21 protein-coding genes are annotated in these 22,713 nt (G+C 44.6%); 14 read left to right on the forward strand and 7 right to left on the reverse strand.

Annotation, left to right across the window (positions count from 1 at the left end; genetic code table 11):
- The first annotated feature begins 10 nt into the window (after window positions 1-10).
- From ACLIIY_RS10830 to fldA, 3 genes are all read left to right on the forward strand, one after another.
- Window positions 11-778, forward strand: a complete 768-nt coding sequence (locus ACLIIY_RS10830) for an alpha/beta fold hydrolase (RefSeq protein ID WP_434527605.1) — start codon at window positions 11-13, stop codon at window positions 776-778.
- A 112-nt stretch (window positions 779-890) separates the two neighbouring features.
- The gene (locus tag ACLIIY_RS10835) at window positions 891-1,112 is read left to right on the forward strand and encodes a DUF2788 domain-containing protein (protein ID WP_005446406.1); all 222 of its coding nucleotides are present in this window, start codon (window positions 891-893) and stop codon (window positions 1,110-1,112) included.
- 48 nt (window positions 1,113-1,160) lie between these two features.
- Window positions 1,161-1,694, forward strand: coding sequence for a flavodoxin FldA (fldA, locus tag ACLIIY_RS10840; protein ID WP_005436966.1), 534 nt, complete (start codon window positions 1,161-1,163; stop codon window positions 1,692-1,694).
- A 53-nt stretch (window positions 1,695-1,747) separates the two neighbouring features.
- Here the strand turns inward: fldA and ACLIIY_RS10845 are convergent, their stop codons facing one another.
- Window positions 1,748-2,251 carry a DUF4442 domain-containing protein gene (locus ACLIIY_RS10845; protein ID WP_009707215.1) on the reverse strand — a complete coding sequence of 168 codons (504 nt, stop codon included), beginning with the start codon at window positions 2,249-2,251 and terminating at the stop codon, window positions 1,748-1,750.
- Between the two features lie 199 nt (window positions 2,252-2,450).
- Between ACLIIY_RS10845 and fcrX the strand changes: the two genes are divergently transcribed.
- Window positions 2,451-2,900: a ferric iron uptake transcriptional regulator FcrX gene (fcrX, locus tag ACLIIY_RS10850; RefSeq protein ID WP_005436964.1), complete on the forward strand. Its 450-nt coding sequence runs from the start codon at window positions 2,451-2,453 to the stop codon at window positions 2,898-2,900.
- Between the two features lie 72 nt (window positions 2,901-2,972).
- Window positions 2,973-3,584, forward strand: coding sequence for a type II secretion system protein (locus ACLIIY_RS10855; RefSeq protein WP_078607740.1), 612 nt, complete (start codon window positions 2,973-2,975; stop codon window positions 3,582-3,584).
- Window positions 3,585-3,638: 54 nt separating this feature from the next.
- On the opposite strand, the gene glnS is transcribed toward ACLIIY_RS10855, so the two are convergent.
- Both glnS and nagE read right to left on the reverse strand, forming a co-directional pair.
- Complete coding sequence (glnS, locus tag ACLIIY_RS10860; RefSeq protein WP_005436961.1) at window positions 3,639-5,309, reverse strand: glutamine--tRNA ligase; 1,671 nt, start codon at window positions 5,307-5,309, stop codon at window positions 3,639-3,641.
- Between the two features lie 234 nt (window positions 5,310-5,543).
- The gene (gene nagE / locus ACLIIY_RS10865; RefSeq protein ID WP_009707218.1) at window positions 5,544-7,118 is read right to left on the reverse strand and encodes an N-acetylglucosamine-specific PTS transporter subunit IIBC; all 1,575 of its coding nucleotides are present in this window, start codon (window positions 7,116-7,118) and stop codon (window positions 5,544-5,546) included.
- A 489-nt stretch (window positions 7,119-7,607) separates the two neighbouring features.
- On the opposite strand from nagE, the gene nagA reads away from it, so the two are divergent.
- The 4 genes from nagA (at window position 7,608) to asnB (ending at window position 13,527) form a co-directional block, all read left to right on the forward strand.
- On the forward strand, window positions 7,608-8,744 hold the full coding sequence (nagA, locus tag ACLIIY_RS10870; protein ID WP_009707219.1) for an N-acetylglucosamine-6-phosphate deacetylase: 1,137 nt from the start codon (window positions 7,608-7,610) through the stop codon (window positions 8,742-8,744).
- Between the two features lie 2 nt (window positions 8,745-8,746).
- The gene (nagC, locus tag ACLIIY_RS10875) at window positions 8,747-9,961 is read left to right on the forward strand and encodes a DNA-binding transcriptional regulator NagC (protein WP_005436955.1); all 1,215 of its coding nucleotides are present in this window, start codon (window positions 8,747-8,749) and stop codon (window positions 9,959-9,961) included.
- Between the two features lie 81 nt (window positions 9,962-10,042).
- A complete protein-coding gene (locus ACLIIY_RS10880) occupies window positions 10,043-11,632 on the forward strand; it encodes a cation:proton antiporter family protein (protein ID WP_009707220.1) in 1,590 nt (529 codons plus the stop codon).
- A 230-nt stretch (window positions 11,633-11,862) separates the two neighbouring features.
- Complete coding sequence (gene asnB / locus ACLIIY_RS10885; RefSeq protein ID WP_009707221.1) at window positions 11,863-13,527, forward strand: asparagine synthase B; 1,665 nt, start codon at window positions 11,863-11,865, stop codon at window positions 13,525-13,527.
- A 112-nt stretch (window positions 13,528-13,639) separates the two neighbouring features.
- Here the strand turns inward: asnB and rfaH are convergent, their stop codons facing one another.
- Window positions 13,640-14,140, reverse strand: a complete 501-nt coding sequence (gene rfaH / locus ACLIIY_RS10890; protein WP_005436951.1) for a transcription/translation regulatory transformer protein RfaH — start codon at window positions 14,138-14,140, stop codon at window positions 13,640-13,642.
- Between the two features lie 333 nt (window positions 14,141-14,473).
- Between rfaH and ACLIIY_RS10895 the strand changes: the two genes are divergently transcribed.
- Window positions 14,474-15,862: a peptide MFS transporter gene (locus ACLIIY_RS10895; RefSeq protein ID WP_009707222.1), complete on the forward strand. Its 1,389-nt coding sequence runs from the start codon at window positions 14,474-14,476 to the stop codon at window positions 15,860-15,862.
- Between the two features lie 91 nt (window positions 15,863-15,953).
- Here ACLIIY_RS10895 and hemH read toward each other — a convergent pair whose 3' ends face one another.
- From hemH to htpG, 3 genes are all read right to left on the reverse strand, one after another.
- Window positions 15,954-16,919 carry a ferrochelatase gene (gene hemH / locus ACLIIY_RS10900; RefSeq protein WP_434527606.1) on the reverse strand — a complete coding sequence of 322 codons (966 nt, stop codon included), beginning with the start codon at window positions 16,917-16,919 and terminating at the stop codon, window positions 15,954-15,956.
- Window positions 16,920-17,058: 139 nt separating this feature from the next.
- On the reverse strand, window positions 17,059-17,703 hold the full coding sequence (adk, locus tag ACLIIY_RS10905) for an adenylate kinase (RefSeq protein ID WP_005425498.1): 645 nt from the start codon (window positions 17,701-17,703) through the stop codon (window positions 17,059-17,061).
- A 320-nt stretch (window positions 17,704-18,023) separates the two neighbouring features.
- Complete coding sequence (gene htpG, locus ACLIIY_RS10910) at window positions 18,024-19,928, reverse strand: molecular chaperone HtpG (protein WP_039842860.1); 1,905 nt, start codon at window positions 19,926-19,928, stop codon at window positions 18,024-18,026.
- A gap of 272 nt (window positions 19,929-20,200) precedes the next feature.
- Between htpG and ACLIIY_RS10915 the strand changes: the two genes are divergently transcribed.
- Genes ACLIIY_RS10915 through ACLIIY_RS10930 form a run of 4 tightly spaced genes read left to right on the forward strand, consistent with a single transcriptional unit; the run spans window position 20,201 to window position 22,705 of the window.
- Entirely contained in the window at window positions 20,201-21,073 is an 873-nt protein-coding gene (locus ACLIIY_RS10915; RefSeq protein WP_061010998.1) for a winged helix-turn-helix domain-containing protein, read from the forward strand.
- Between the two features lie 11 nt (window positions 21,074-21,084).
- Window positions 21,085-21,600, forward strand: coding sequence for a transmembrane regulator ToxS (toxS, locus tag ACLIIY_RS10920; RefSeq protein ID WP_009707226.1), 516 nt, complete (start codon window positions 21,085-21,087; stop codon window positions 21,598-21,600).
- A gap of 47 nt (window positions 21,601-21,647) precedes the next feature.
- Complete coding sequence (locus ACLIIY_RS10925) at window positions 21,648-22,403, forward strand: sulfite exporter TauE/SafE family protein (RefSeq protein WP_434528550.1); 756 nt, start codon at window positions 21,648-21,650, stop codon at window positions 22,401-22,403.
- A 23-nt stretch (window positions 22,404-22,426) separates the two neighbouring features.
- The gene (locus ACLIIY_RS10930) at window positions 22,427-22,705 is read left to right on the forward strand and encodes a SelT/SelW/SelH family protein (protein ID WP_434527607.1); all 279 of its coding nucleotides are present in this window, start codon (window positions 22,427-22,429) and stop codon (window positions 22,703-22,705) included.
- Window positions 22,706-22,713 lie beyond the last annotated feature (8 nt).

Consider the following 22,713-nt stretch of genomic DNA (forward strand, 5'->3'; position numbering starts at 1 on the left):
ATAAGATAAAATGTCAGCATTACTCAACTATAAGCAGGAAGGGCAAGGCCAAACGGTTGTTTTGATTCATGGATTGTTTGGCAGTTTCAGTAATCTAGGTTTACTGGCTCGCGACCTCGTTCAAGATCACTGTGTGATCAGTATTGATCTACGAAATCATGGCCTCTCTTTCCATTCAGACACACACAATTACGAAGTGATGGCACAAGATGTTGCTGATTTGCTTCGCCATTTAAGCATCGAACCAGCACTTGTCATCGGCCACTCTATGGGTGGAAAAGTTGCGATGAAACTGGCAGATATCGCTCCTGAATTCGTAAAACAACTTATTGTCTTAGATATGGCGCCAGTGGCTTACCAGACTAATCGCCATGATAACGTGTTTAATGGTCTGCAAGCCGTAGTAAAAGAACAACCAACTAACCGCCAACAAACCATGGACATTCTTGCTCAACATATTGAAATGGATGGTGTAAGACAATTCTTATCGAAATCGTTATACAAAAACGGCGATAAAATGGATTGGCGCTTCAACGTTGCTAGCTTGCTCAACAACTACGACAACATCATTGGTTGGCAAGAAATCACAACAACAGACATCCCAACCTTATTTGTCAAAGGTGGTGATTCTGATTACTTGATGCCTGAGCACCAGCCAGCCGTTAAGCGACAGTTTAACAATGCAAAAGCGCACATTATTGCTAATACAGGACATTGGCTACACGCTGAAAAACCAGCAGAAGTCATGCGGGTGATCAGGAAATATATTTCGAGTTAACAAATTCGAAAAACAACGCCAGATTATTGAAATAACCCTCCTTGTTGTGCATTAACTTTACCGTTTAACAGTGGTATAGTGCGCCCAAGAATTTTTGGCATGAAGGACGACAATGCTATACGACTATATGGACATGCTCGAGTCGATCGGGCTCGATCTTCTTTTTGCTGCTATCTTCTTTTTCATCGGGATGGCGATAAAAGATGTACTAAAGCAAGGCAATGTACCTGTTTTTGGTCGTCGTATTGTATGGTTAGTTCTTTTCCTAGGCTGTGCTGGTTTCATCGCTAAAGGCCTCATTCAGCTCAGTTGGGAAGGCACAGGGCTAGGTTAAGCTCCTCTCCCCATCGCCAGTAACAAACAATGTAAAGGTATAGACTCTATGGCAAGTGTAGGTATCTTCTTCGGTAGCGACACAGGTAATACTGAAGCCGTTGCAAAGATGATTCAAAAGCAACTAGGTAAACAACTAGTTCACGTTCAAGACATCGCAAAAAGCAGCAAAGAAGACATTGATAACTTTGATCTTCTACTTCTAGGTATCCCAACTTGGTACTACGGTGAAGCACAATGTGATTGGGACGATTTCTTCCCAGAGCTTGAGCAAGTAGACTTCTCTACGAAGCTTGTTGCTATCTTCGGTTGTGGTGACCAAGAAGATTACGCAGAGTACTTCTGTGACGCAATGGGCACAGTACGTGACATCGTTGAAGCAAAAGGCGGCACTATCTTGGGCCACACTTCAACTGAAGGTTACGAGTTCGAAGCGTCTAAAGCACTCGTAGAAGGTGACGATAGCCAGTTTGTTGGTCTATGTATTGACGAAGACCGTCAACCAGAATTGACTGACGAGCGCGTTGAAAACTGGGTTAAGCAAATCTACGAAGAGATGTGCCTAGCTGAGCTTGAAGGCTAATAACGCATTCATTAAAAAGACCTCCTAATTGGAGGTCTTTTTGTATCTGCCTATCAGGAAGCTTCCGTTGCTACCTCTTCCTCTCTGTATTGAGGTTTCTTCCTCACATACAACTTGCGCTGCACTTCGGACACAACGTTGCCGTCTTTGTCTTTCACGTGAGTAATAAACTCCGGAAAGCACTTTTCACCATTACGAGTCATTTGGTAAATATCGTCTAACATGCCTTCGGTTACTTCAAACTCGGCAAACAAATCACTCTGTCCAGGTTTAATGAAATTGATGCTGGCTTCTTTGTCCCAGACGTAATATTCCTCACGCAGAATACCCATCAACATCAGCGAATAGATCGGATCGGTCAACGAGAAAATGCTGCCACCATATTGGGTTCGATTGGCGTTTTTGTTCCACCAGCGAAGCTTCAAGCGGACTTTAACCGTTCGAAAATCTTCAGAAATATGTAAGATTTTGATACCTGCGCCCCAAAATGGCGGCCAAATATTGAGCGCAAACTTCACAAATCCCGGTTTATATATCTTAGCAAGTCGCTTATTCATAACTATCCGTAGTCTTTGCGTTCTAATGTTATCAATTTGTAACTGGTCTGATCTGTAATATAATCGACCTGTTTCCAATTTACAAAAAGAATCTATTAACCCTTTGAAGTTCGTGGTTTAATGTTCAGTACGCTTCGCCTATAATGGTAGGAATATTGAATTCTGTTAAATCGCTGCAGATGATCCAACGGGAAAGTATATGTCAGATAATAATCAGGCGCTGAAGGATGCGGGCTTAAAAGTAACCCTTCCAAGGCTAAAAATTCTAGAAGTACTTCAGCAGCCAGACTGCCAGCACATCAGTGCTGAAGATTTGTACAAAAAGCTGATTGATCTAGGTGAAGAGATCGGTCTAGCAACCGTTTATCGTGTACTAAACCAGTTCGATGATGCTGGTATTGTAACTCGCCACCACTTCGAAGGTGGTAAGTCAGTATTTGAACTGTCTACTCAACACCACCACGATCACCTAGTGTGTCTAGACTGTGGTGAAGTGATTGAATTCTCTGACGATGTGATTGAACAGCGTCAAAAAGAAATCGCAGCTAAGTACAACGTGACGTTGACTAACCACAGCTTGTACCTATACGGCAAATGCACGGACAGTTCTTGTAAAGACAATCCAAACGCGCACAAGCCAACAAAGTAAGAAGTATTTCTTTTTACTCATAAACATAGTAAAACGTCAGCTAAGGCTGGCGTTTTTTTATGGAGAAAAACGATGAAGAAAAGGAATTCTAAAGGCTTTACCCTACTTGAGCTGATTATTGCCATTGTTATTCTTGGGATACTTGCCGTATTTGTGGCCCCACGTTTTTTAAACTTACAAGACGATGCTCGCGAAGCAAAAATTGCGGAAACTTTTGGAGCCTTTGAAAGCGCTCTTAAATACGCACATTCAAAATGGCAAATCAATGGCGGCGGCTCCGCAGGAATGAACAACATGCCAGGATATGGTCCAACGGACAATAATGGCAATTACATGTTGGACATGAATGACGTAGGCTACCCACTTGGTATCAACAAGGGTGAGCCGATGGGACAACCCCATAACATAGGCCAAGGAGACCAAGGTTGTTATGAACTGTTTACCGCGATAGTTAATACTGACTATACGTTTTCAAGCAACGCAGCAGAATCAGATTCCGTCGACTTTATTACAAAGCGTAGAAATTTAACGTTTCAAGATGCAAACGGCGTAGTTCAAAGAAAGCTAGCCCTCTGCTACTTTATCTATACCAAACAAGGTTACAACAGCAACCCTGACAATGCCGAGATTGTCTATTGGTATAACTCTAGGAACGGTTCAGTGACAACATTTGAACCAAATTAAGACATAAAAAATGCCAGCAATGATGCTGGCATTTTTATTAGCGAAGAATAGAGATTATTGGTTCTCGATTTTCGCCCAAGTATCACGTAGACCAACCGTACGGTTGAATACTAGGTTATCTGCTGAAGAATCTTTTGAATCTGCACAGAAGTAACCCATACGCTCAAACTGGTAACCTGTTTCCGCTTCTGCATTTGCTAGGCTTGGCTCAACAAAACCGTTTAGAACCACTAGTGATTCAGGGTTGATTGTCGCAGCAAAGTCATCCGCAGCAGCTGGATTTGGTACTGTGAACAAACGATCGTACATGCGGATTTCTGCAGGCAATGCTTTGTCTGCTGATACCCAGTGAATTACGCCTTTCACTTTACGGCCATCTGCTGGGTTCTTACCTAGCGTTTCAGCATCGTAAGTACAGAAGATTGTTGTGATGTTGCCTTCCGCGTCTTTCTCGATGCGTTCAGCCTTGATCACGTATGCGCCACGTAGACGAACTTCTTTACCTAGAACAAGACGCTTGTATTTCTTGTTAGCTTCTTCACGGAAGTCTTCGCGCTCGATCCAAACTTCACGAGTGAATGGCACTTCACGCTCACCCATCTCAGGTTTGTTTGGATGGTTAGCAACAGTCAACGTCTCTACCGCGCCTTCTTCGAAGTTCTCGATAACGATCTTAACTGGATCTAAAACAGCCATCGCACGTGGTGCGTTTTCGTTTAGATCATCACGAATACAAGATTCTAGTGAACCGAACTCAATCATGTTCTCTTGCTTCGTTACGCCAATACGCTTACAGAATTCACGAATAGATGCAGATGTAAAGCCACGACGACGCAGACCAGAGACTGTTGGCATACGTGGGTCATCCCAACCATCAACCAATTTCTCAGTCACTAGTTGGTTTAGCTTACGCTTAGACATCACTGTGTATTCAAGGTTTAGGCGGCTGAATTCGTACTGGTGTGGACGACAATCAATCGTGATGTTGTCTAGAACCCAGTCGTACAGACGACGGTTATCCATGAACTCTAGAGTACAGATAGAGTGCGTAATGCCCTCTAGCGCATCAGAGATACAGTGTGTGAAGTCGTACATTGGGTAAATGCACCACTTATCACCAGTCTGGTGGTGAGTCGCAAAACGTACACGGTAGATAACTGGGTCACGCATTACCATGAATGAAGAACCCATGTCGATCTTCGCACGTAGACACGCTTTGCCTTCTTCGAATTCACCTGCGCGCATTTTTTCAAATAGCGCTAGGTTTTCTTCTACTGGACGGTCACGGTATGGGCTTGGTTTACCCGGAGCCGTTAGCGTACCGCGGTATTCACGAATCTGCTCAGGACTTAGCTCATCAACGTACGCTAAGCCTTTATTAATCAATTCAATTGCATATTCGTAAAGCTTGTCGAAGTAGTTTGATGAGTAACATACTTCACCATCCCACTCAAAGCCCAACCAGTTTACATCTTTCTTGATAGACTCAACGTATTCGATGTCTTCTTTTTCAGGGTTTGTATCGTCGAAACGTAAGTTACATTGGCCCTGGTAGTCCTGAGCAATACCGAAGTTCAAACAGATAGACTTAGCATGACCGATGTGCAGGTAGCCATTCGGCTCCGGCGGGAATCGAGTATGCACGCTAGTGTGTTTACCATCCGCTAGATCTTTATCAATGATCTGGCGAATAAAGTTTGATGGACGAGCATCAGCTTCACTCATCTATAGCACCTCAAAAATATTAGTATTGTCAGAGAAAACAGTACTCCGTAGCCTTACTCGGTTTACAGAGTGCATTGTTCCTAATGATCCACAATTCTTAGCGATTAGACAACAAGAACCGTCGTTAAAACGGCAATATTTCTCTTCTTCGCTTGAAAGCGCAGCATATTAGATCCACACAAACAAAAAAAGACCTCCCGAGGGAGGTCTTTATAGAGAGTCAGTAAGATGCAATTAAGGAAGTTTTACATCTGATAGGTCTTCACCTGCACCGATTGCTTTCATTTCACCAGCAACGATTTCTGCAAGAGGACCAAGGATAACTTGAAGGTTGTTTTCGCCAAGCTTAACCACACCTTTCGCGCCTAGTTTCTTAAGAACAGCTTCGTCAGCAACAGAACGGTCTTTAAGTGTTAGACGTAGACGAGTGATACACGCGTCGATTGAAGTTAGGTTATCGTGACCACCTAGCGCTTTTAGGTATTGACGAGCTAGGTCACCTTTTGCTGCATCACCAGCTGGAGCTGCAGACGCTTCTTCGTCGTCATCTTCACGACCTGGTGATTTCAGGTTGAAAGCGCGGATTGCGAAGCTGAATGTGAAGAAGTATAGAGCACCGAAGCTTAGACCTAGAGCAAGAAGCACTAGAGGCTTAGTTGCTAGACCGTAGTTCAGTACGAAGTCGATTAGACCCGCAGAGAAACCAAAGCCGTGTAGTGTGCCAAGCATGTTTGCAAGTACTAGAGACAGACCTGTAAATACTGCGTGGATTGCGTATAGAGCAGGTGCTAGGAATACGAACATGAACTCTAGAGGCTCAGTGATACCTGTTAGGAATGAACAGAATGCTACTGAGAATAGTGCGCCACCAACTTGGCTACGTTTCTCAACTGGTGCTGCTAGGTACATTGCAAGCGCCGCACCTGGTAGACCGAACATCATTACAGGGAAGAAACCGTTCATGAATACACCAGCGCTCTTATCGCCGCCGAAGAAGCGGTGTAGGTCACCAGATTTCAGAGTTTCAGTTACTTCTTTAACTGTTGCTGTGATTTCTGGAGTTACAGAGTTAGCGAATTCGAATGTGTGAGTTTGACCAGCAACAAGAGTCTTAGCTAGAGCTGGGTCAACACAAAGCTGTTGTAGAGCAGGAAGCGCTTGACCAGCAGCAGTTGCGCCAGACACTAGAACTTCTTGACACGTGCCCATACCGAACCAGAAGTATGAGTTTAGTACGTGGTGTAGACCTACAGGGATAAGTGCACGGTTAAGAGTACCGTATACGAACTGACCGATAGCACCAGAAGTAGAAACTGCGTGCGCTAGAGCGTCAAGACCGCCTTGGATTGTTGGCCATACAACACCAGCAATTGCACCAGCAACTAGCGAGAATAGACCCGCCATGATTGGTACTAGACGTTTGCCCGAGAAGAATGCCAACCACTCAGGAAGACGAGTAGCGTGGAAAGCGTTGTAAGAGTGACCAGCGATGATACCAGCAATGATACCGCCGAAGAATGACATGTTAACGCTTGCATCGATTGTTGCTGCTGTTGCAGTAAGAACGAAGTAAGCAACTGCACCAGCTAGACCAGCAGCACCTTGACCATCTTTAGAAAGACCGATCGCGATACCTAGACCGAATAGTAGTGGTAGTTGACTAAAGATTGCGTTACCAGCAGATGCCATAAACGCGATATCTAAAAGGTCAGGCTGACCCAAACGTAGTAAAAGCGCTGCAACTGGAAGCGTTGCGATAGGAAGCATAAGAGCTTTACCTAACTTCTGCGCGTATCCAAGAATATTCACCTTAAGTTCCCCCTATAGGATTTTATGTTTTGTTGAATAACTTATTTCAGTCGTTCAATTTAGTCGCTACCAGTTTATGATATTAATTTTGCTCCGCAAATTAAAACCTCATTGTTTGTGATCATAATCACCAGAAATTGGTCATTCAGAAGGTTTTTGCTAGCGAGATCATAAAACTTATTTTATTATACGAAAAAATGGCGTTTTAGAGATAAGATTCTCGTACTTTATGCAAGACAGAATCAGTGTTATTTTGGTATCTCTACAGATGATTCGCAGTAACTTTGCTCTGGAAAACAATCATAAAAACTAATTCATTTATTATTTTTCAGTTAGTTACTCTGATAATGACATCGATAAAACGCGACTTGCTGTATGTGACTCGTTATCTAATTCAGTGATACAAACTAAGTACCAGCCCGACTCACAGAGTCACCAGTTAGATAACGGAACAGAAAATGAATTCTCATCTATAAGGACTAGCTGACTATGTACGCGCTAAGTAACTGTAAAATCTATACCGGTAGTGATGTTCTTACCGATCATGCTGTCATCATCGACAATGACCAGATTCAATCAGTTGTGCCAGTAACTCAACTACCAGAAGGTATTGAAGTTAAAGATCTGGACGGTGCTAACCTAAGCCCTGGTTTTATCGACCTACAGCTAAACGGCTGTGGCGGTGTGATGCTTAACGACGAAATCACACCAGAAACAATGCAGATCATGCACGAAGCTAACCTAAAATCTGGTTGTACAAGCTTCCTACCTACTTTAATCACATCTTCAGACGAAGACATGCGCGCTGCAATCTCAGCGGCTCGCGAGTACCACAACAAATACCAAAACCAATCGCTAGGTCTGCATCTTGAAGGTCCGTACCTTAACGTAGCGAAAAAAGGTATTCACAGCGTTGACTTCATCCGCCCTTCTGACGACGGCATGATTGACTTGATCTGCGCGAACGCTGACATCATCGCAAAAGTTACACTTGCACCAGAACAAAATGACCCTGAGCACATCTCTCGTTTGAAAGCAGCTGGCATTGTGGTTTCTATCGGTCACACCAACGCAACATACGCAGAAGCACGCCAAGGCTTTGAAGCTGGTATCTCATTTGCGACTCACCTATTCAACGCGATGACACCAATGGTTGGTCGTGAACCAGGTGTGGTGGGTGCGATTTACGATACACCAGAAGTTTATGCAGGCATCATTGCTGATGGTTTCCACGTAGACTACGCAAACATCCGAATTGCTCATAAAATCAAAGGTGAAAAGCTTGTTTTGGTGACGGATGCCACAGCTCCAGCAGGTGCTAACATTGATCACTTTATTTTTGTCGGTAAGAAAGTATATTACCGAGATGGTAAGTGTGTTGATGAAAACGGCACACTAGGCGGCTCAGCTCTGACTATGATCGAAGCAGTTCAGAACACGGTTGAGCACGCAGGCATCGCTTTAGACGAAGCTCTACGAATGGCGACACTGTACCCAGCAACCGCAATCGGTGTTGAGGAACAACTAGGCCGAGTTCGAAAAGGAATGGTAGCGAACCTGACTATTTTCGATCGTGACTTCAATGTAAAAGCGACGGTTGTTAACGGACAATACGAGCAAAATTAAGCATGAATGGCGGACAGATTGGTAATGTAGATTTAGTAAAACAGCTTAACAGTGCTGCGGTATACAGGCTGATTGACCAACAAGGTCCAATCTCCCGTATTCAGGTAGCGGATGTTAGTCAGCTCGCCCCAGCGAGTGTTACCAAAATAACCCGCCAACTTTTAGAGCGCGGCTTAATCAAAGAAGTCGCGCAACAAGCTTCTACCGGTGGTCGCCGAGCTATCTCGCTGACCACTGAAGTAAAACCCTTCCACTCTATCGCTGTTCGATTAGGTCGTGACTACGTGCAATTCTGCTTGTATGACCTAGGCGGCACAGCACTAGCAGAAGACCAACACGAACTTCACTACACCAACCAAGCTGACTTAATCGCCGGTTTGATTGATTTACTGAAAGACTTTGTGAATCGCTGCCAAGACAAAATCGACCAACTTATCGCTATCGGTATCACGTTGCCTGGTTTGGTAAACCCAACCACTGGTGTCGTTGAATACATGCCGAATACCGACATTGATAACTTAGCGCTGGGCGAAATCATTCGCGAGAAGTTCAACACCGCGTGTTTTGTTGGTAACGACGTTCGTGGTATGGCACTGGCTGAGCACTACTTTGGCGCGAGCCAAGACTGCCAAGATTCGATTCTGGTTAGTGTTCACCGTGGTACTGGTGCGGGCATCATCGTGAATGGTCAGGTATTCCTTGGTTTCAACCGCAACGTCGGTGAAATCGGTCATATCCAAATTGACCCACTTGGCGAGCAATGTCAGTGTGGTAACTTCGGCTGTCTAGAAACGGTTGCAGCAAACCCTGCCATCGTACAACGCGTTAAAAAACTGATTGCTCAAGGCTACGAATCAAGCCTGACTCAACTTGAGCACATCACCATTGATGACGTTTGTACGCACGCGATGAACGGTGACGAGCTGGCGAAGCAAAGCCTTGTACGCGTAGGTAACCAACTTGGTAAAGCTATCGCGATTACAATCAACTTGTTCAACCCTCAAAAGATCGTCATTGCTGGTGACATTACTGCCGCTGAAGAAATTGTGTTTCCTGCAATTCAACGCAATGTGGAAAACCAATCTCTGAAAACTTTCCATAACGAGCTTCCAATTGTTGCCTCTCACATTGATAAGCAACCAACGATGGGCGCATTTGCGATGATTAAACGCGCTATGTTAAACGGAGTTTTGTTACAAAAGTTACTAGAAGACTAAGTTTATACAACCAATTGAGTTACAATCTCGGGCTGTGGTTTCACAGCCCGTTTTTGTATATCAGGAATATAGCTCAACAGTATGGAAATTATTCTAATTACAACGGCGTTCCTCGCCGGCTTCATCGCTCTAAAATGTAACCTCCCCCCTTTGGTCGGTTTCCTACTCGCTGGTTTCGGCCTTCACGCGTTTGGCTACCAAAGTAATGACGTCATTGTCACGCTTGCTGACCTTGGTGTGACTTTGTTGCTTTTCACCATTGGTTTAAAGCTGGATGTAAAAACGCTGCTTTCTAAAGAAATTTGGGGCGGCGCTACTGCGCACAATATTCTTTCTACCCTTTTCTTTGCGCTGGTTCTCGTTGGTCTAAAACTGCTAGGGTTGTCATCACTCTCCACGATGGATCACAGCCAGATTCTGCTTCTCGCCTTCGCCCTCTCCTTCTCCAGTACGGTATTTGCGGTTAAGACACTGCAAGAAAAAGGTGAGATGAACGCGACTTACGGCACACTAGCAATCGGTATTCTGGTTATGCAGGATATCTTTGCCGTAGTATTCCTTACTGCTTCCACTGGTAAAATTCCAGAGTGGTACGCCATTGGATTGTTTGCCCTACCACTCGCTCGACCTCTGTTCTACAAGTTGTTGGATAAAGTAGGCCACGGAGAAATGCTGGTGTTGTTCGGCATTTTCTTCGCATTAGTAGTTGGCGCAGGCTTGTTTGAACTGGTGGGAATGAAACCTGATTTAGGCGCGTTGATTTTAGGCATGCTCTTGGCTGGGCATCGCAAAGCGTCCGAGCTATCAAAATCGCTCTTTAATATGAAAGAGCTGTTCTTAGTTTGTTTCTTCCTCAATATCGGTTTATCAGCATCCTTGAGCTTTACGGGGGTTGGCCTAGCTCTGTTATTTATCTTGTTACTGCCAATCAAGGGGTTGCTGTACTTCTTAACCATCAACCACTTTAAGTTCCGTGTGCGTACTTCATTGCTGACGTCGCTATCACTTTTCAACTACAGTGAGTTCGGCCTGATTGTTGGTGGTCTCGCATACAAAATGGGATGGATGCCAAGTGACATGCTGGCAGCGATTGCCGTTGCCGTTTCTATCTCGTTTATCATCTCAGCGCCACTTAACCGTTTGGGCCATCAGATTTACCAACATTCAGGTAAATGGCTGCAAGAAACCGCTGCAGAGAAACTGAACCAACGCGACCAACTCATTAACCCAGGTCATGCTCAAGTACTGATCCTCGGTATGGGTCGAATTGGAACCGGTGCATACGATGAACTGCGATCTCGCTACGGTAAGATTTCACTTGGCGTGGAGGTTCGTGAAGAAGCTGCGCATAAACATCGCTCGGAAGGTCGTAACGTGATCTCGGGAGATGCAACTGACCCGGATTTCTGGGAGCGTATTTTGGATACGGCTAACGTGAAAATGGTGCTTCTGGCAATGCCACATCACCAAGGTAACCAAACGGCACTTGAGCAGCTTCAAAGCCGAAACTACAAAGGGCAGATTGCAGCGATTGCCGAGTATCCAGATCAACTTGAAGGATTACTAGAGACGGGAGTCGATGCCGCATTCAATATCTATAGCGAAGCTGGTAGTGGTTTCGCACGTCATGTTTGCGAGCAACTTCAACCTCAATTTACACCGATGAAATAAGCATAAAACGCAACCAGCTTTATTGAGCCCTCTTCTAATAAGAGGGCTTTTTTGTGCATTTTTTAAACCAAACCTTGATCTCATTCACCAAATTAAAGTTATTTTTAAACACTATCTAATCATCAAGCCTTTTTATCATTTTTTTAATCATCAAACGTTGCTTTTTTTACTCAGAATGGCAAATTGAACCCATACCGATTAAAAATTGTTTAGTTTAAAAAGGATGTTGTATGTGTTCAGTATTTGGCATTTTAGACATTAAGAGCGATGCAGCAGCATTGCGCCCTATCGCCCTTGAGATGTCGAAAAAGCTTCGTCACCGCGGTCCAGACTGGTCTGGTATTTACTCATCAGAGCGCGCAATTCTTGCGCATGAACGTCTAGCGATCGTTGGCCTAAATAGTGGTGCGCAACCACTATACAGCCCTGATAAAAAACTCATCCTTGCTGTAAACGGTGAAATCTACAACCACAAAGAGATTCGTGCTCGCTACGAAGGCAAATACGAATTCCAAACCGATTCAGATTGTGAAGTTATCCTAGCGCTATACCAAGACATGGGCGCAGACCTTCTTGAAGAACTAAACGGTATTTTCGCATTCGTACTTTACGATGAAGAAAAAGATGAATACCTAGTAGGCCGTGACCACATTGGTATCATTCCGCTTTACCAAGGTTACGATGAGCACGGCAACTACTACGTTGCTTCAGAAATGAAAGCACTAGTACCAGTATGTAAGACCGTGAGCGAGTTCCCTCCAGGTTGTCACTACGGCAGTGCAGATGCAGAGCCTCAACGCTACTACATCCGTGACTGGAACGAGTATGCAGCAGTACAAGGCAACAGCACTAGCAAAGAAGAATTGACTGAAGCGCTAGAAGCAGCGGTCAAGCGCCAACTGATGACTGACGTGCCTTACGGTGTACTTCTTTCAGGCGGTCTAGATTCTTCTATTACATCTGCGGTAGCAAAACGCTTTGCAGCGATGCGTATTGAAGATGATGAGAAGTCTGAAGCTTGGTGGCCACAACTGCACTCTTTTGCTGTCGGTCTAGAAGGCGCTCCTGATCTGAAAGCTGCTCGTGAAGTTGCCGACCAAATTGGTACGGTTCACCACGAAATGACGTACACCATCCAAGAAGGTTTGGACGCGATTCGTGACGTGATTTACCACATTGAAACTTATGATGTAACGACGATTCGAGCTTCAACACCAATGTTCCTAATGGGTCGTAAGATCAAAGCGATGGGCATCAAGATGGTACTGTCTGGCGAAGGTGCGGATGAGATCTTCGGTGGTTACTTGTACTTCCACAAAGCACCAAACGCTCAAGAGTTCCACGAAGAGACTGTACGTAAGCTTCTAGCTCTAAACATGTTTGACTGCGCACGTGCTAACAAATCACTAGCAGCGTGGGGGGTAGAAGGCCGTGTACCTTTCCTAGATAAAGAGTTCATTGATGTAGCAATGCGCTTGAACCCAGCTGACAAGATGTGTGGCAACGGCAAGATGGAGAAACACATTCTTCGTGAGTGTTTCGAGCACTACCTGCCAGAATCGATCGCATGGCGTCAAAAAGAGCAGTTCTCTGATGGCGTAGGCTACAGCTGGATCGATACGTTGAAAGAAGTAGCAGAACAGAAAGTGACGGACCAGCAAATGGAAACAGCGCAATACCGTTTCCCTTACAACACACCAACAACAAAAGAAGGTTATGTATACCGCGAAATCTTTGAAGAGTTGTTCCCACTGCCATCTGCGGCAGAGTGTGTTCCTGGCGGCCCTTCAGTAGCGTGTTCTTCAGCGAAAGCGATTGAATGGGATGAGTCGTTCCAAAACTGTGTTGACCCATCAGGCCGTGCTGTACAGACCGTTCACAACGATTCATACTAGTTTTAAGCGACATCAATAAGGGTTGGCTCCACCAGCCCTTTATGAAAGACATAATAGATACGATCAAATAGAGGTGCTTTCGCACCTCTTTTTTATGTTTGATGAAATTAGACTATTTTAAATCTAAATCGCTGTTGTCTATGCTGACAGGTACACGCTTGGTGATCATCTGAACCAGCATAATTGAACGTTTCTCACCATCTTGTTCTTGGAAGATGGCATCAATGCCCGCAAACTGACCGCTCTTCACACGAACCTGATCGCCAGGTTGAGGCATGCATTCATCACTTGCCTGCTCGTCTACGCATTTATCAAGCTGTTTGAGCTCATACACCAAATCGCCCTGTATCTCTTTAGGCTGAGCGCCAAAACGAACAAAGTCTACTACACCTCGCGTAGAGCGAACTGAAGTAAAATTAGGGCCCTGTTCGTAGTCAAATCGGGCAAAAACATAACAAGGGAACAAAGGTTCTTCGACTTTCTGTCGCTTACCTCGCAAGATCTTTTCGACCTCGAAAGTTGGGTAAAAGCACTCTACGCCTTGGTTTTCAAGGTGTTGCTTAGCCCTAACTTGCTCTCCTCGTTTACAATACAATAAATACCAACGTTTCATTTTATTACTAGCCAATTATGTTTTTGTTTCATCCTAGCATTAAGGCCAAGATGAGTCATGGATATTCAAGCAACCTATCAATAAGCCACTTTATATTGCACATACAACTTACACCTTTTCATAAGGTTAAGAAAATAAGTCTATAGACAAAAATGAAAAGTAAGTTTGTAACACGGCCAATTCACCGACGAAAAGCCCACCAAATCAACGTAGAACCATCATTTAATAAGGCAAACGAATCGTCACATAAAATTTTATTGTTTGTAAGTCATCAAAATGACATGTATACGTAGATTTCGTTAAAAAATGTAATAACTACTATTAGAAGAGCTTATGTCAAACCAACATCAATACTTTGGTCACCCACGTGGCTTGTTCCTTCTGTTCGGTACAGAACTATGGGAACGCTTTTCTTACTACGCAATGCGCGCCATTCTAGTACTGTATTTAACTGACACAACAATGAATGGTGGTCTTGGCTGGTCGACTAAAGATGCCCTAGACCTTTACGGCATCTATACTGGACTTGTCTACATCACGCCTCTTATCGGTGGTTACCTTGCGGATAACTACTTGGGTCAACGCCGTTCAATCCTGATTGGTGGTGCGTTAATGGCTATTGGCCAGTTCACACTAGCAATGCCAGCAGATGCACTAGGTCTTGGCTCTCTACACACTTTCTACCTAGGTCTTGCTCTGCTTATCTGTGGTAATGGTCTATTTAAGCCAAACATTTCAACCATGGTTGGTGACCTTTACAACGAAGGTGATAACCGTCGTGATGGCGCATTCACTATCTTCTATATGGGTATCAACCTAGGTGCGCTACTTGCTGGTGTCGTTTCAGGTTCAGTAACCAATGAATTTGGTTGGAAAGCAGGTTTCATTGCCGCTGGTGTTGGTATGATCATCAGCCTTGTGATGCAAATGACTATGGCGCAATCTTGGTTAGGTGACATTGGCCGTGTACCAGCAGCTAAACGTGACTTAGCAATTAAGAAATCTGCGAAAAAAGAGCCTCTAACGAAAGAAGAAGTCGACCGTATCAAGGTTATCCTTGTAATGAGTCTGTTTACTATCGTTTTCTGGGCAGGCTTCGAGCAGGCTGGCGGTCTAATGAACATCTACACGCAACAATACACAGATCGTATGATCGGTGGCTTTGAAGTTCCTGCTGCGTGGTTCCAATCACTAAACCCATTCTTCATTATTACTCTTGCACCTGTATTAGCCGTTCTATGGGTGAAACTGGGTAAGCGTGAACCCAACTCACCAATGAAGTTCGCTTTTGCGATGTTCTTCCTAGCACTAGGCTTCCTATGTATGGTTGGTGCTGTTATGGAGCAAGGTGGTGATACTGCGGTTAAAACATCAATGCTATGGCTAGTCGGCGCGTTCTTCTTCCATACGTTGGGTGAACTGTGTCTATCTCCTATTGGTCTATCTCTAGTAACTAAGCTAGCTCCGCTACGTCTTGCATCACTAATGATGGGTGCATGGTTCGGTTGTAACGCAATCGCAAACTACGTTGCTGGTTATGTTGGCTCTCACGTAGGTGAACTAGGCGCACTAGCAATCTTCAGCGGTATTGCAGTAACAGCGACTGTCTCTGGTGTGATTCTACTGTTGTTCTCTAACACACTCGTTCGTTGGATGCATGGCGCTGAAAACACGCACAGCACAGCGGAACAGATTGAAGAGCAACAAACTCAAATCGCTTAATATAAAGTGCAAATAAAAACAAAGGGTCGCAATCGCGACCCTTTTTGTTGTCTTTTATCCGCGCCACTTTAAGACGCGTTCGAATCAACGGTTACAGCTTAGAGCGAACTAACTCTACCATCATCTCGATGTGGTCATCGTTATCATTCAGACATGGAATGTAGCTGAAGCTCTCGCCCCCTGCTTCTAGGTAAATCTCTCGGCACTCTTCTGAGATCTCTTCTAGCGTTTCTAAACAGTCTGCAGAGAACGCAGGAGTCAGCACGTTGAGCTTCTTCTTGCCCTTACTTGGTAGCACTTCTAACGTCTTGTCCGTGTATGGTTGTAGCCACTCTTCTCGACCAAAGCGAGACTGGTAAGTCATGCCGATCTGGTCGTCACTCAAACCTAGCGCTTCTCCAAGCAAGCGTGTTGTCTCTGCACAATGCTTAGGATAGATATCTCCGTTGTCTGCGTAGCGCTTAGGGATACCATGGTACGAGCAAAGTAGGTAATCGCCTTGACCATGTTCAGCCCAATGTTCACGAACTGATTGAGCAAGTGCAGCGATGTACTTTGGATGATTGTGGTAGTCGCGGATAAAGCTAAACTCTGGCATTACTGGTATGTTTTTGAATGCTTTCGTCATGCCATCAGAAACAGCCGCAGTCGTAGTGCCTGAGTATTGCGGGTAAAGCGGCAATACAATCACTTCTTCTACGCCTTGAGCTTGCAACGCTTCAAAGCCTGATTGCAGACTTGGGTTGCCATAAGTCATGCCCAACTCAACAGGCATATCGAGAGCTACAGCAAGCTTCTGAGCTTGTCGTTTTGAATACACCATCAAAGGTGAGCCCTCTTCCATCCATACCGATTGATAAAGCTTGGCTACTTTTGGAGAGCGGATTGGTAGAATGACACCGTGAAGAATTGGACACCAAAGCCAACGCGTCATATCAACGACACGGTGATCATGAAGAAACTGACTTAGAAAGCGTTTAACGGCCGGTGCGGTTGGCTCATCAGGCGTACCTAAGTTAACCAGTAACACGCCCTGTTTATTATTGTTGTTTTTCATAACATCCTATTCATGGTAAACGGCTTGGTTTGTACGGCGCATCGAACCAAATGGTTCAGCGTACTTTCAGGCTAAATAAAAAAGCGACCCGAGGGTCGCTTTTAAATATATCAAAATATTAAATTTTGCCGTTAGCAAATTATGCTAGCGCTTTCTCAATATCTGCGCTTACTTCTGCAACTTGCTTAGTACCGTCGAATTTAAGGTACTTAGTGTTGCCTGCTTCAGCTTCTTTACCGTAGTAGTTGATAAGCGGAGCAGTTTGCTCGTGGTAAACACCTAGACGTGCACGTACAGTTTCTTCTTTGTCGTCATCACGAACAACAAGGTCTTCACCAGTAACGTCATCTTTACCTTCCACTTTAGGTGGGTTGTAAACAACGTGGTAAGTACGACCTGAAGGAAGGTGAGCACGACGACCCGCCATACGCTCAACGATCACGTCGTCAGCTACGTCGAATTCGATAACGTAATCTACGTCAACGCCCATTTCTTTTAGGCCATCAGCCTGAGGGATAGTGCGTGGGAAACCATCTAGTAGGAAACCTTTTTCGCAATCGTCTTGAGCGATACGCTCTTTGATTAGGCCAAGGATGATTTCATCAGAAACTAGCTGACCAGCGTCGATAACAGCTTTAGCTTGTTTGCCAAGTTCTGTACCTGCTTTGATAGCAGCACGAAGCATATCACCAGTAGAGATTTGTGGAATACCGTATTTATCCATGATGAAGTTTGCTTGTGTGCCTTTACCTGCACCTGGAGCACCTAGAAGAATGATGCGCATGATTTATCCTCTTTAATATTTAAGATTTATACCGAAGCTCACAATAACTGGACTTCTAGGTCATTAACCCTACGAAGTGCTCACAACGATAAGTTTCGGTATAACGTTTAGGCGAGCCAAAATACACGCCTTATTACTCACATTCAAGTGTTGCGATTCTAACACAGGTTCACTGCGCAATGAGCAGATTAAGACTAAAGAATGTTAGCGATGCCTGCTTTCGAGCTTTATTGATTACTAACTCAACACTCAAAGTGTGAATCTATGCGTTTACAAACAAAAAGCTCGCATTTCGCGAGCTTTTTGTTGATGTTTGGTTATTAAACCTTAGTCAAAAGCTTGTTAATAGCACCGACAAATTGCGTTGGATCTTCCATCGAACCGCGCTCTGCTAACATCGCTTGGCCTAGTAGCACCTCTACCCAACGTCCGAATGCTTCTTCATCCGCTTCGTCCGCCATGCGCTTCACTAGCTCATGCTCTGGGTTGATTTCAAAGATGTACTTCACTTCTGGCACCGCTTGACCAGCAGCTTCAAGAAGCTTCGCCATCTGCGTGCCCATTTCGAAATCATCCGTCACGACAACGGCTGGCGTAGTCGCAAGTTTGAACGTCGTACGAACCTCTTTTACTCGGTCACCTAGGTAAGACTGGGTGCGCTCAACAACAGATTTGAACTCTTCTTCTGTTTCTTTCTGCTTTTCTTTTTCCGCTTCGTCTTCAAACTTACTTAGGTCTAAGCCTGCTTTAGTGATCGATTGGAACTGCTTACCATCAAACTCAGTCAGGTAGTTCATCAACCACTCATCAATGCGATCAAACATCAAGATAACTTCGATGCCTTTCGCTTTGAACTGCTCTAAGTGCGGGCTGTTCTTCGCAGCTGCGTAGCTGTCTGCCGTTAGGTAGTAAATCTTATCTTGGCCTTCTTTCATGCGTTCAATGTAAGAAGCTAAACCAACGGTTTGTTCAGCAGAGTCCACTTCAGTAGACGCAAAGCGCAATAGACCAGCAACTTTCTCTTTGTTTGCCATGTCTTCTGCAACGCCTTCCTTCATGACAAGGCCGAACTCTTTCCAGAATGATTGGTATTTCTCTTCATCATTCTTCGCCATACGCTCAAGCATAGTAAGTACACGCTTGGTACATGCGTTGCGAAGTGACTGAGTGACCTTGTTATCTTGCAGAATTTCGCGTGATACGTTCAAAGGCAGATCGTTTGAATCAATCAAACCACGAATAAAGCGCAAGTAAGAAGGCATAAACTGCTCAGCGTCATCCATGATGAATACGCGTTGTACATACAGTTTTAGGCCTGATTTATGATCGCGGTTCATCATGTCCCATGGTGCTTTCGCAGGGATGTAAAGCAAGCTCGTGTAATCGTTCTTACCTTCTACACGGTTGTGACTCCAAGTAAGAGGATCAGCGAAATCATGAGAAACGTGTTTGTAGAACTCTTGGTACTCTTCATCCGAGATATCGGATTTATTGCGTGTCCAAAGTGCTTGAGCTTTGTTGATTTGCTCCCACTTCTTCTCACCCGTTTCTTTGCCTTCGTCATCGCGAACCGCAGTTTGGATAGAAACAGGGATCCCAATATGGTCAGAGTATTTGCTGATCACATCACGTAGACGCCATTCGTTTAGGAACTCTTTGCCCTCTTCACGCATGTGAAGCACGATGTCAGTACCACGAGAGTCTTTGGTGATAGTCTCGATGGTGTAATCACCTTCGCCAGCTGAGTGCCATTGAACGGCTTCTTCAGCAGGAAGACCAGCCGCACGAGTGCGAACCGTTACGGCATCTGCAACGATGAATGCAGAGTAGAAACCCACACCGAACTGACCGATAAGTTGAGAGTCTTTGCTCTGCTCATCCGACAGCTTTGAGAAAAATTCTGCTGTCCCTGATTTTGCGATCGTACCTAAATGTTCAATCACATCATCACGGCTCATACCGATGCCATTATCAGAGATGGTTAATGTGTTAGCATTTTCATCAAACGCTAGCTTAACGCCAAGGTCAGCATTACCCTCGTATAAATCTGGAGTAGATAGCGCTTTGAAACGAAGCTTATCTGATGCGTCAGACGCGTTTGAGATCAACTCACGTAGGAAAATCTCTTTGTTGGAATAAAGAGAGTGAATCATCAGGTGAAGTAGTTGTTTTACTTCTGATTGAAAGCCACGAGTTTCTTTGTTTTGAGATACGGTTTCGCTCATGTTTGCTCCATAACATCTAAACTAAATAGACTTTTAATGACAAAGCCCTAACCGCCGCCTCATAAAAGCGACATTACTAAGATGTCATTTAACATGTGGCTGACAAATGTAAATTCAAGGTCAATATTGCTAAAAACGGTGTTTTTTTAGAAAATTTTAATTATCCTACGTCCCTAAAAGCATCTAAAACGTAGCACATGTCTTTTTGCGCACGCCTTGTTATGTGACGCAAATCACTATAATTACAGAATCATCCATCTAAGAAGAACTAAATGACTAACATAGGCACCAAATTTCTGCTTGCTCAAAGATTTGTCTTTGACCCAAATAGTAATTCGCTCGCTGACCAACAAAATGGCAACGAAGTTGTACGATTAGGAAGCAACGAAAGCCGTATTCTCCTCATGTTGGCAGAGAGACCTAACGAAGTGATAACGCGTAACGAGCTGCACGAGTTCGTTTGGCGTGAGCAAGGCTTTGAGGTGGATGATTCAAGCCTAACTCAGGCTATCTCGACGCTGCGTAAAATGTTGAAGGACTCAACAAAATCACCAGAATTCGTAAAAACCGTGCCAAAACGCGGCTACCAACTTATCAGTACGGTTGAGCGCTTAAGCCCGCTTTCTTCTGATTCAATCTCTGAACTTGATGAACAAGAAGAAGAGAACGAAGCACCCGTTGTCGACCTAGAGCAATTTGCAGAATCTGCGGTTGAGACTCCGGTAGACAAGACAACAGAAGCTGAAGTGACGGTTGAAAAACCTAAAACGACCCCATCACAAAAGAACGCAAACTGGCTGTTTCGTATTTTAGTTGTAGTTGCAGTCTTGCTGCCTGTTTGTGTACTGATGCTGACTAACCCTGCGGAATCTCAATTCCGTCAAATTGGTGAATACCACAACGTTCCGGTAATGACACCAGTTAACCACCCTCAGTTAAACGATTGGATGCCTTCGATTGAGCAATGCATCAAACGCTACGTGGAGCACCACGCAGAAGAGTCCTCTCCGGTAGAAGTGATCGCAACTGGTGGTCAAAACAACCAACTGATACTGAACTACATTCACGACAGCGAGCATTCGTATGAGAACGTGACGCTGCGTATTTTCGCTGGTCGTAATGACCCAACAGACATCTGCAATTAAAGGAGGCTGAAATGAAGATTAAAATAGCATCTGCGGTTTTGGCCGTATCAATCCTTTTTAGTGGTTGGTTATACTGGGGAAGTGACCTGAAAATAGAACAGGTTCTCACATCAAACGAATGGCAATCGACCATGGTGACACTGATCACTGATAACTTGCCAGACGATACAGTTGGTCCTCTACGTAAAGTCAATGTGGAATCGAATGTGAAGTACTTGCCTAATGGCGATTACATTCGCGTGGCAAACATTCGCCTGTTTGCTCAAGGTTCTAATACAGAATCCACGATCAATATTTCTGAAAAAGGCCGTTGGGAAGTGAGTGACAACTACTTGCTTGTCTCACCAGCTGAATTCAAAGATATTTCAGCTTCTCAATCTAAAGATTTCTCTGAGTCACAACTTCGTCTCATCACACAGATCTTTAAGTTGGATGCAGAGCAAAGCCGTCGCATTGACGTAGTGAACGAAAAAACGTTACTACTGACTAGCCTGAACCACGGTTCTACGGTACTGTTTAGAAACTGATTTTGATTCGATGATAAGGGGGCAAGATGCCCCCTTTTATTTTGCACATGGACTGGCTAGATACCCTCACTCTCTTCTTTGGTTCTCTTATCGCAAATACGCTCGCTTCCCTCTCTGGTGGTGGCGCGGGGTTGCTGCAATTTCCGTTATTGATCTTTCTTGGTTTGCCTTTCTCCGTCGCACTAGGAACACATAAAGTCGCTTCCGTTGCCCTTGGACTTGGTGCTGCGAGTACACACCTAAAAGCAGGCACAATAAAACCTAAAGTCGCGCTTTATCTGATTCTGGTGGGCAGCATTGGAGTCGTAGTTGGCGCAAACCTGATTGTCCAAATTCCCGATAACATCGCTGAGAAAATGCTCGGGGCGATGATCCTTGCTCTTGGAATTTACTCTCGCTTTAAGAAACAACTAGGTCAGACAGAGATACCAGCTCATCGTAATACCTTTGGCTGGATAGTCGGCGGGTTAGGTTTGATGTTCATTGGTATAGTGAATGGCTCGTTGACTGCAGGTTCTGGCTTACTTGTTACCCTCTTCCTTGTTCGTTGGTTTGGCTACGACTACAAGCAAGCGGTGGCCTACACAATGATTTGTGTTGGTTTGTTTTGGAACGGTATTGGTGGCGTGGCAGTGGTGCAAGCCGGAGCGCCAATTCATTGGGCCTGGTTACCGGTTTTATTAGTGAGTTCATTTTTAGGCGGTAGCTTAGGTGCATGGGCGGCGACAAAGTACAGCAATCGAGTTATCAAAATCGCGTTTGAGCTCCTCACCTTTGCGGTGGGAATAAAGCTACTGCTCTAGTGTTTAAAAAAAGGAAATAAGAAATGGATAAAGCCATCATAGACATTCACTACTGTCGTCAGTGCAATTGGATGTTGCGTTCATCTTGGCTATCACAAGAATTGCTCCACACGTTTAGTGAAGAGATTGAAACCGTTAGCTTGCATCCTGATACGGGTGGCCGTTTTGAGATTTTTTGCAATGGCGTCCAGATTTGGGAACGTAAAAAAGACGGAGGCTTCCCTGAAGCCAAAATCCTAAAACAACGCGTAAGAGACATCATCGATCCAGAGCGCGATTTGGGGCATTCAGATACAAAATAGGGAGCCAA

It is taken from the genome of Vibrio sp. K4 (genome assembly GCF_051122595.1).
Lineage (GTDB): Bacteria > Pseudomonadota > Gammaproteobacteria > Enterobacterales > Vibrionaceae > Vibrio > Vibrio owensii.

Excerpts from the sequence above, each read along its gene's own strand:
- rfaH (WP_005436951.1), bottom strand. The coding sequence starts at position 14,140 with ATGAAACGTTGGTATTTATTGTATTGTAAACGAGGAGAGCAAGTTAGG.
- asnB (WP_009707221.1), top strand. The coding sequence starts at position 11,863 with ATGTGTTCAGTATTTGGCATTTTAGACATTAAGAGCGATGCAGCAGCA.
- ACLIIY_RS10845 (WP_009707215.1), bottom strand. The coding sequence starts at position 2,251 with ATGAATAAGCGACTTGCTAAGATATATAAACCGGGATTTGTGAAGTTT.
- fldA (WP_005436966.1), top strand. The coding sequence starts at position 1,161 with ATGGCAAGTGTAGGTATCTTCTTCGGTAGCGACACAGGTAATACTGAA.
- ACLIIY_RS10925 (WP_434528550.1), top strand. The coding sequence starts at position 21,648 with ATGGACTGGCTAGATACCCTCACTCTCTTCTTTGGTTCTCTTATCGCA.
- nagC (WP_005436955.1), top strand. The coding sequence starts at position 8,747 with ATGAATGGCGGACAGATTGGTAATGTAGATTTAGTAAAACAGCTTAAC.
- ACLIIY_RS10930 (WP_434527607.1), top strand. The coding sequence starts at position 22,427 with ATGGATAAAGCCATCATAGACATTCACTACTGTCGTCAGTGCAATTGG.
- glnS (WP_005436961.1), bottom strand. The coding sequence starts at position 5,309 with ATGAGTGAAGCTGATGCTCGTCCATCAAACTTTATTCGCCAGATCATT.
- ACLIIY_RS10835 (WP_005446406.1), top strand. The coding sequence starts at position 891 with ATGCTATACGACTATATGGACATGCTCGAGTCGATCGGGCTCGATCTT.
- ACLIIY_RS10895 (WP_009707222.1), top strand. The coding sequence starts at position 14,474 with ATGTCAAACCAACATCAATACTTTGGTCACCCACGTGGCTTGTTCCTT.
- nagA (WP_009707219.1), top strand. The coding sequence starts at position 7,608 with ATGTACGCGCTAAGTAACTGTAAAATCTATACCGGTAGTGATGTTCTT.
- ACLIIY_RS10830 (WP_434527605.1), top strand. The coding sequence starts at position 11 with ATGTCAGCATTACTCAACTATAAGCAGGAAGGGCAAGGCCAAACGGTT.
- hemH (WP_434527606.1), bottom strand. The coding sequence starts at position 16,919 with ATGAAAAACAACAATAATAAACAGGGCGTGTTACTGGTTAACTTAGGT.
- ACLIIY_RS10880 (WP_009707220.1), top strand. The coding sequence starts at position 10,043 with ATGGAAATTATTCTAATTACAACGGCGTTCCTCGCCGGCTTCATCGCT.
- ACLIIY_RS10915 (WP_061010998.1), top strand. The coding sequence starts at position 20,201 with ATGACTAACATAGGCACCAAATTTCTGCTTGCTCAAAGATTTGTCTTT.
- adk (WP_005425498.1), bottom strand. The coding sequence starts at position 17,703 with ATGCGCATCATTCTTCTAGGTGCTCCAGGTGCAGGTAAAGGCACACAA.
- toxS (WP_009707226.1), top strand. The coding sequence starts at position 21,085 with ATGAAGATTAAAATAGCATCTGCGGTTTTGGCCGTATCAATCCTTTTT.
- fcrX (WP_005436964.1), top strand. The coding sequence starts at position 2,451 with ATGTCAGATAATAATCAGGCGCTGAAGGATGCGGGCTTAAAAGTAACC.
- ACLIIY_RS10855 (WP_078607740.1), top strand. The coding sequence starts at position 2,973 with ATGAAGAAAAGGAATTCTAAAGGCTTTACCCTACTTGAGCTGATTATT.
- htpG (WP_039842860.1), bottom strand. The coding sequence starts at position 19,928 with ATGAGCGAAACCGTATCTCAAAACAAAGAAACTCGTGGCTTTCAATCA.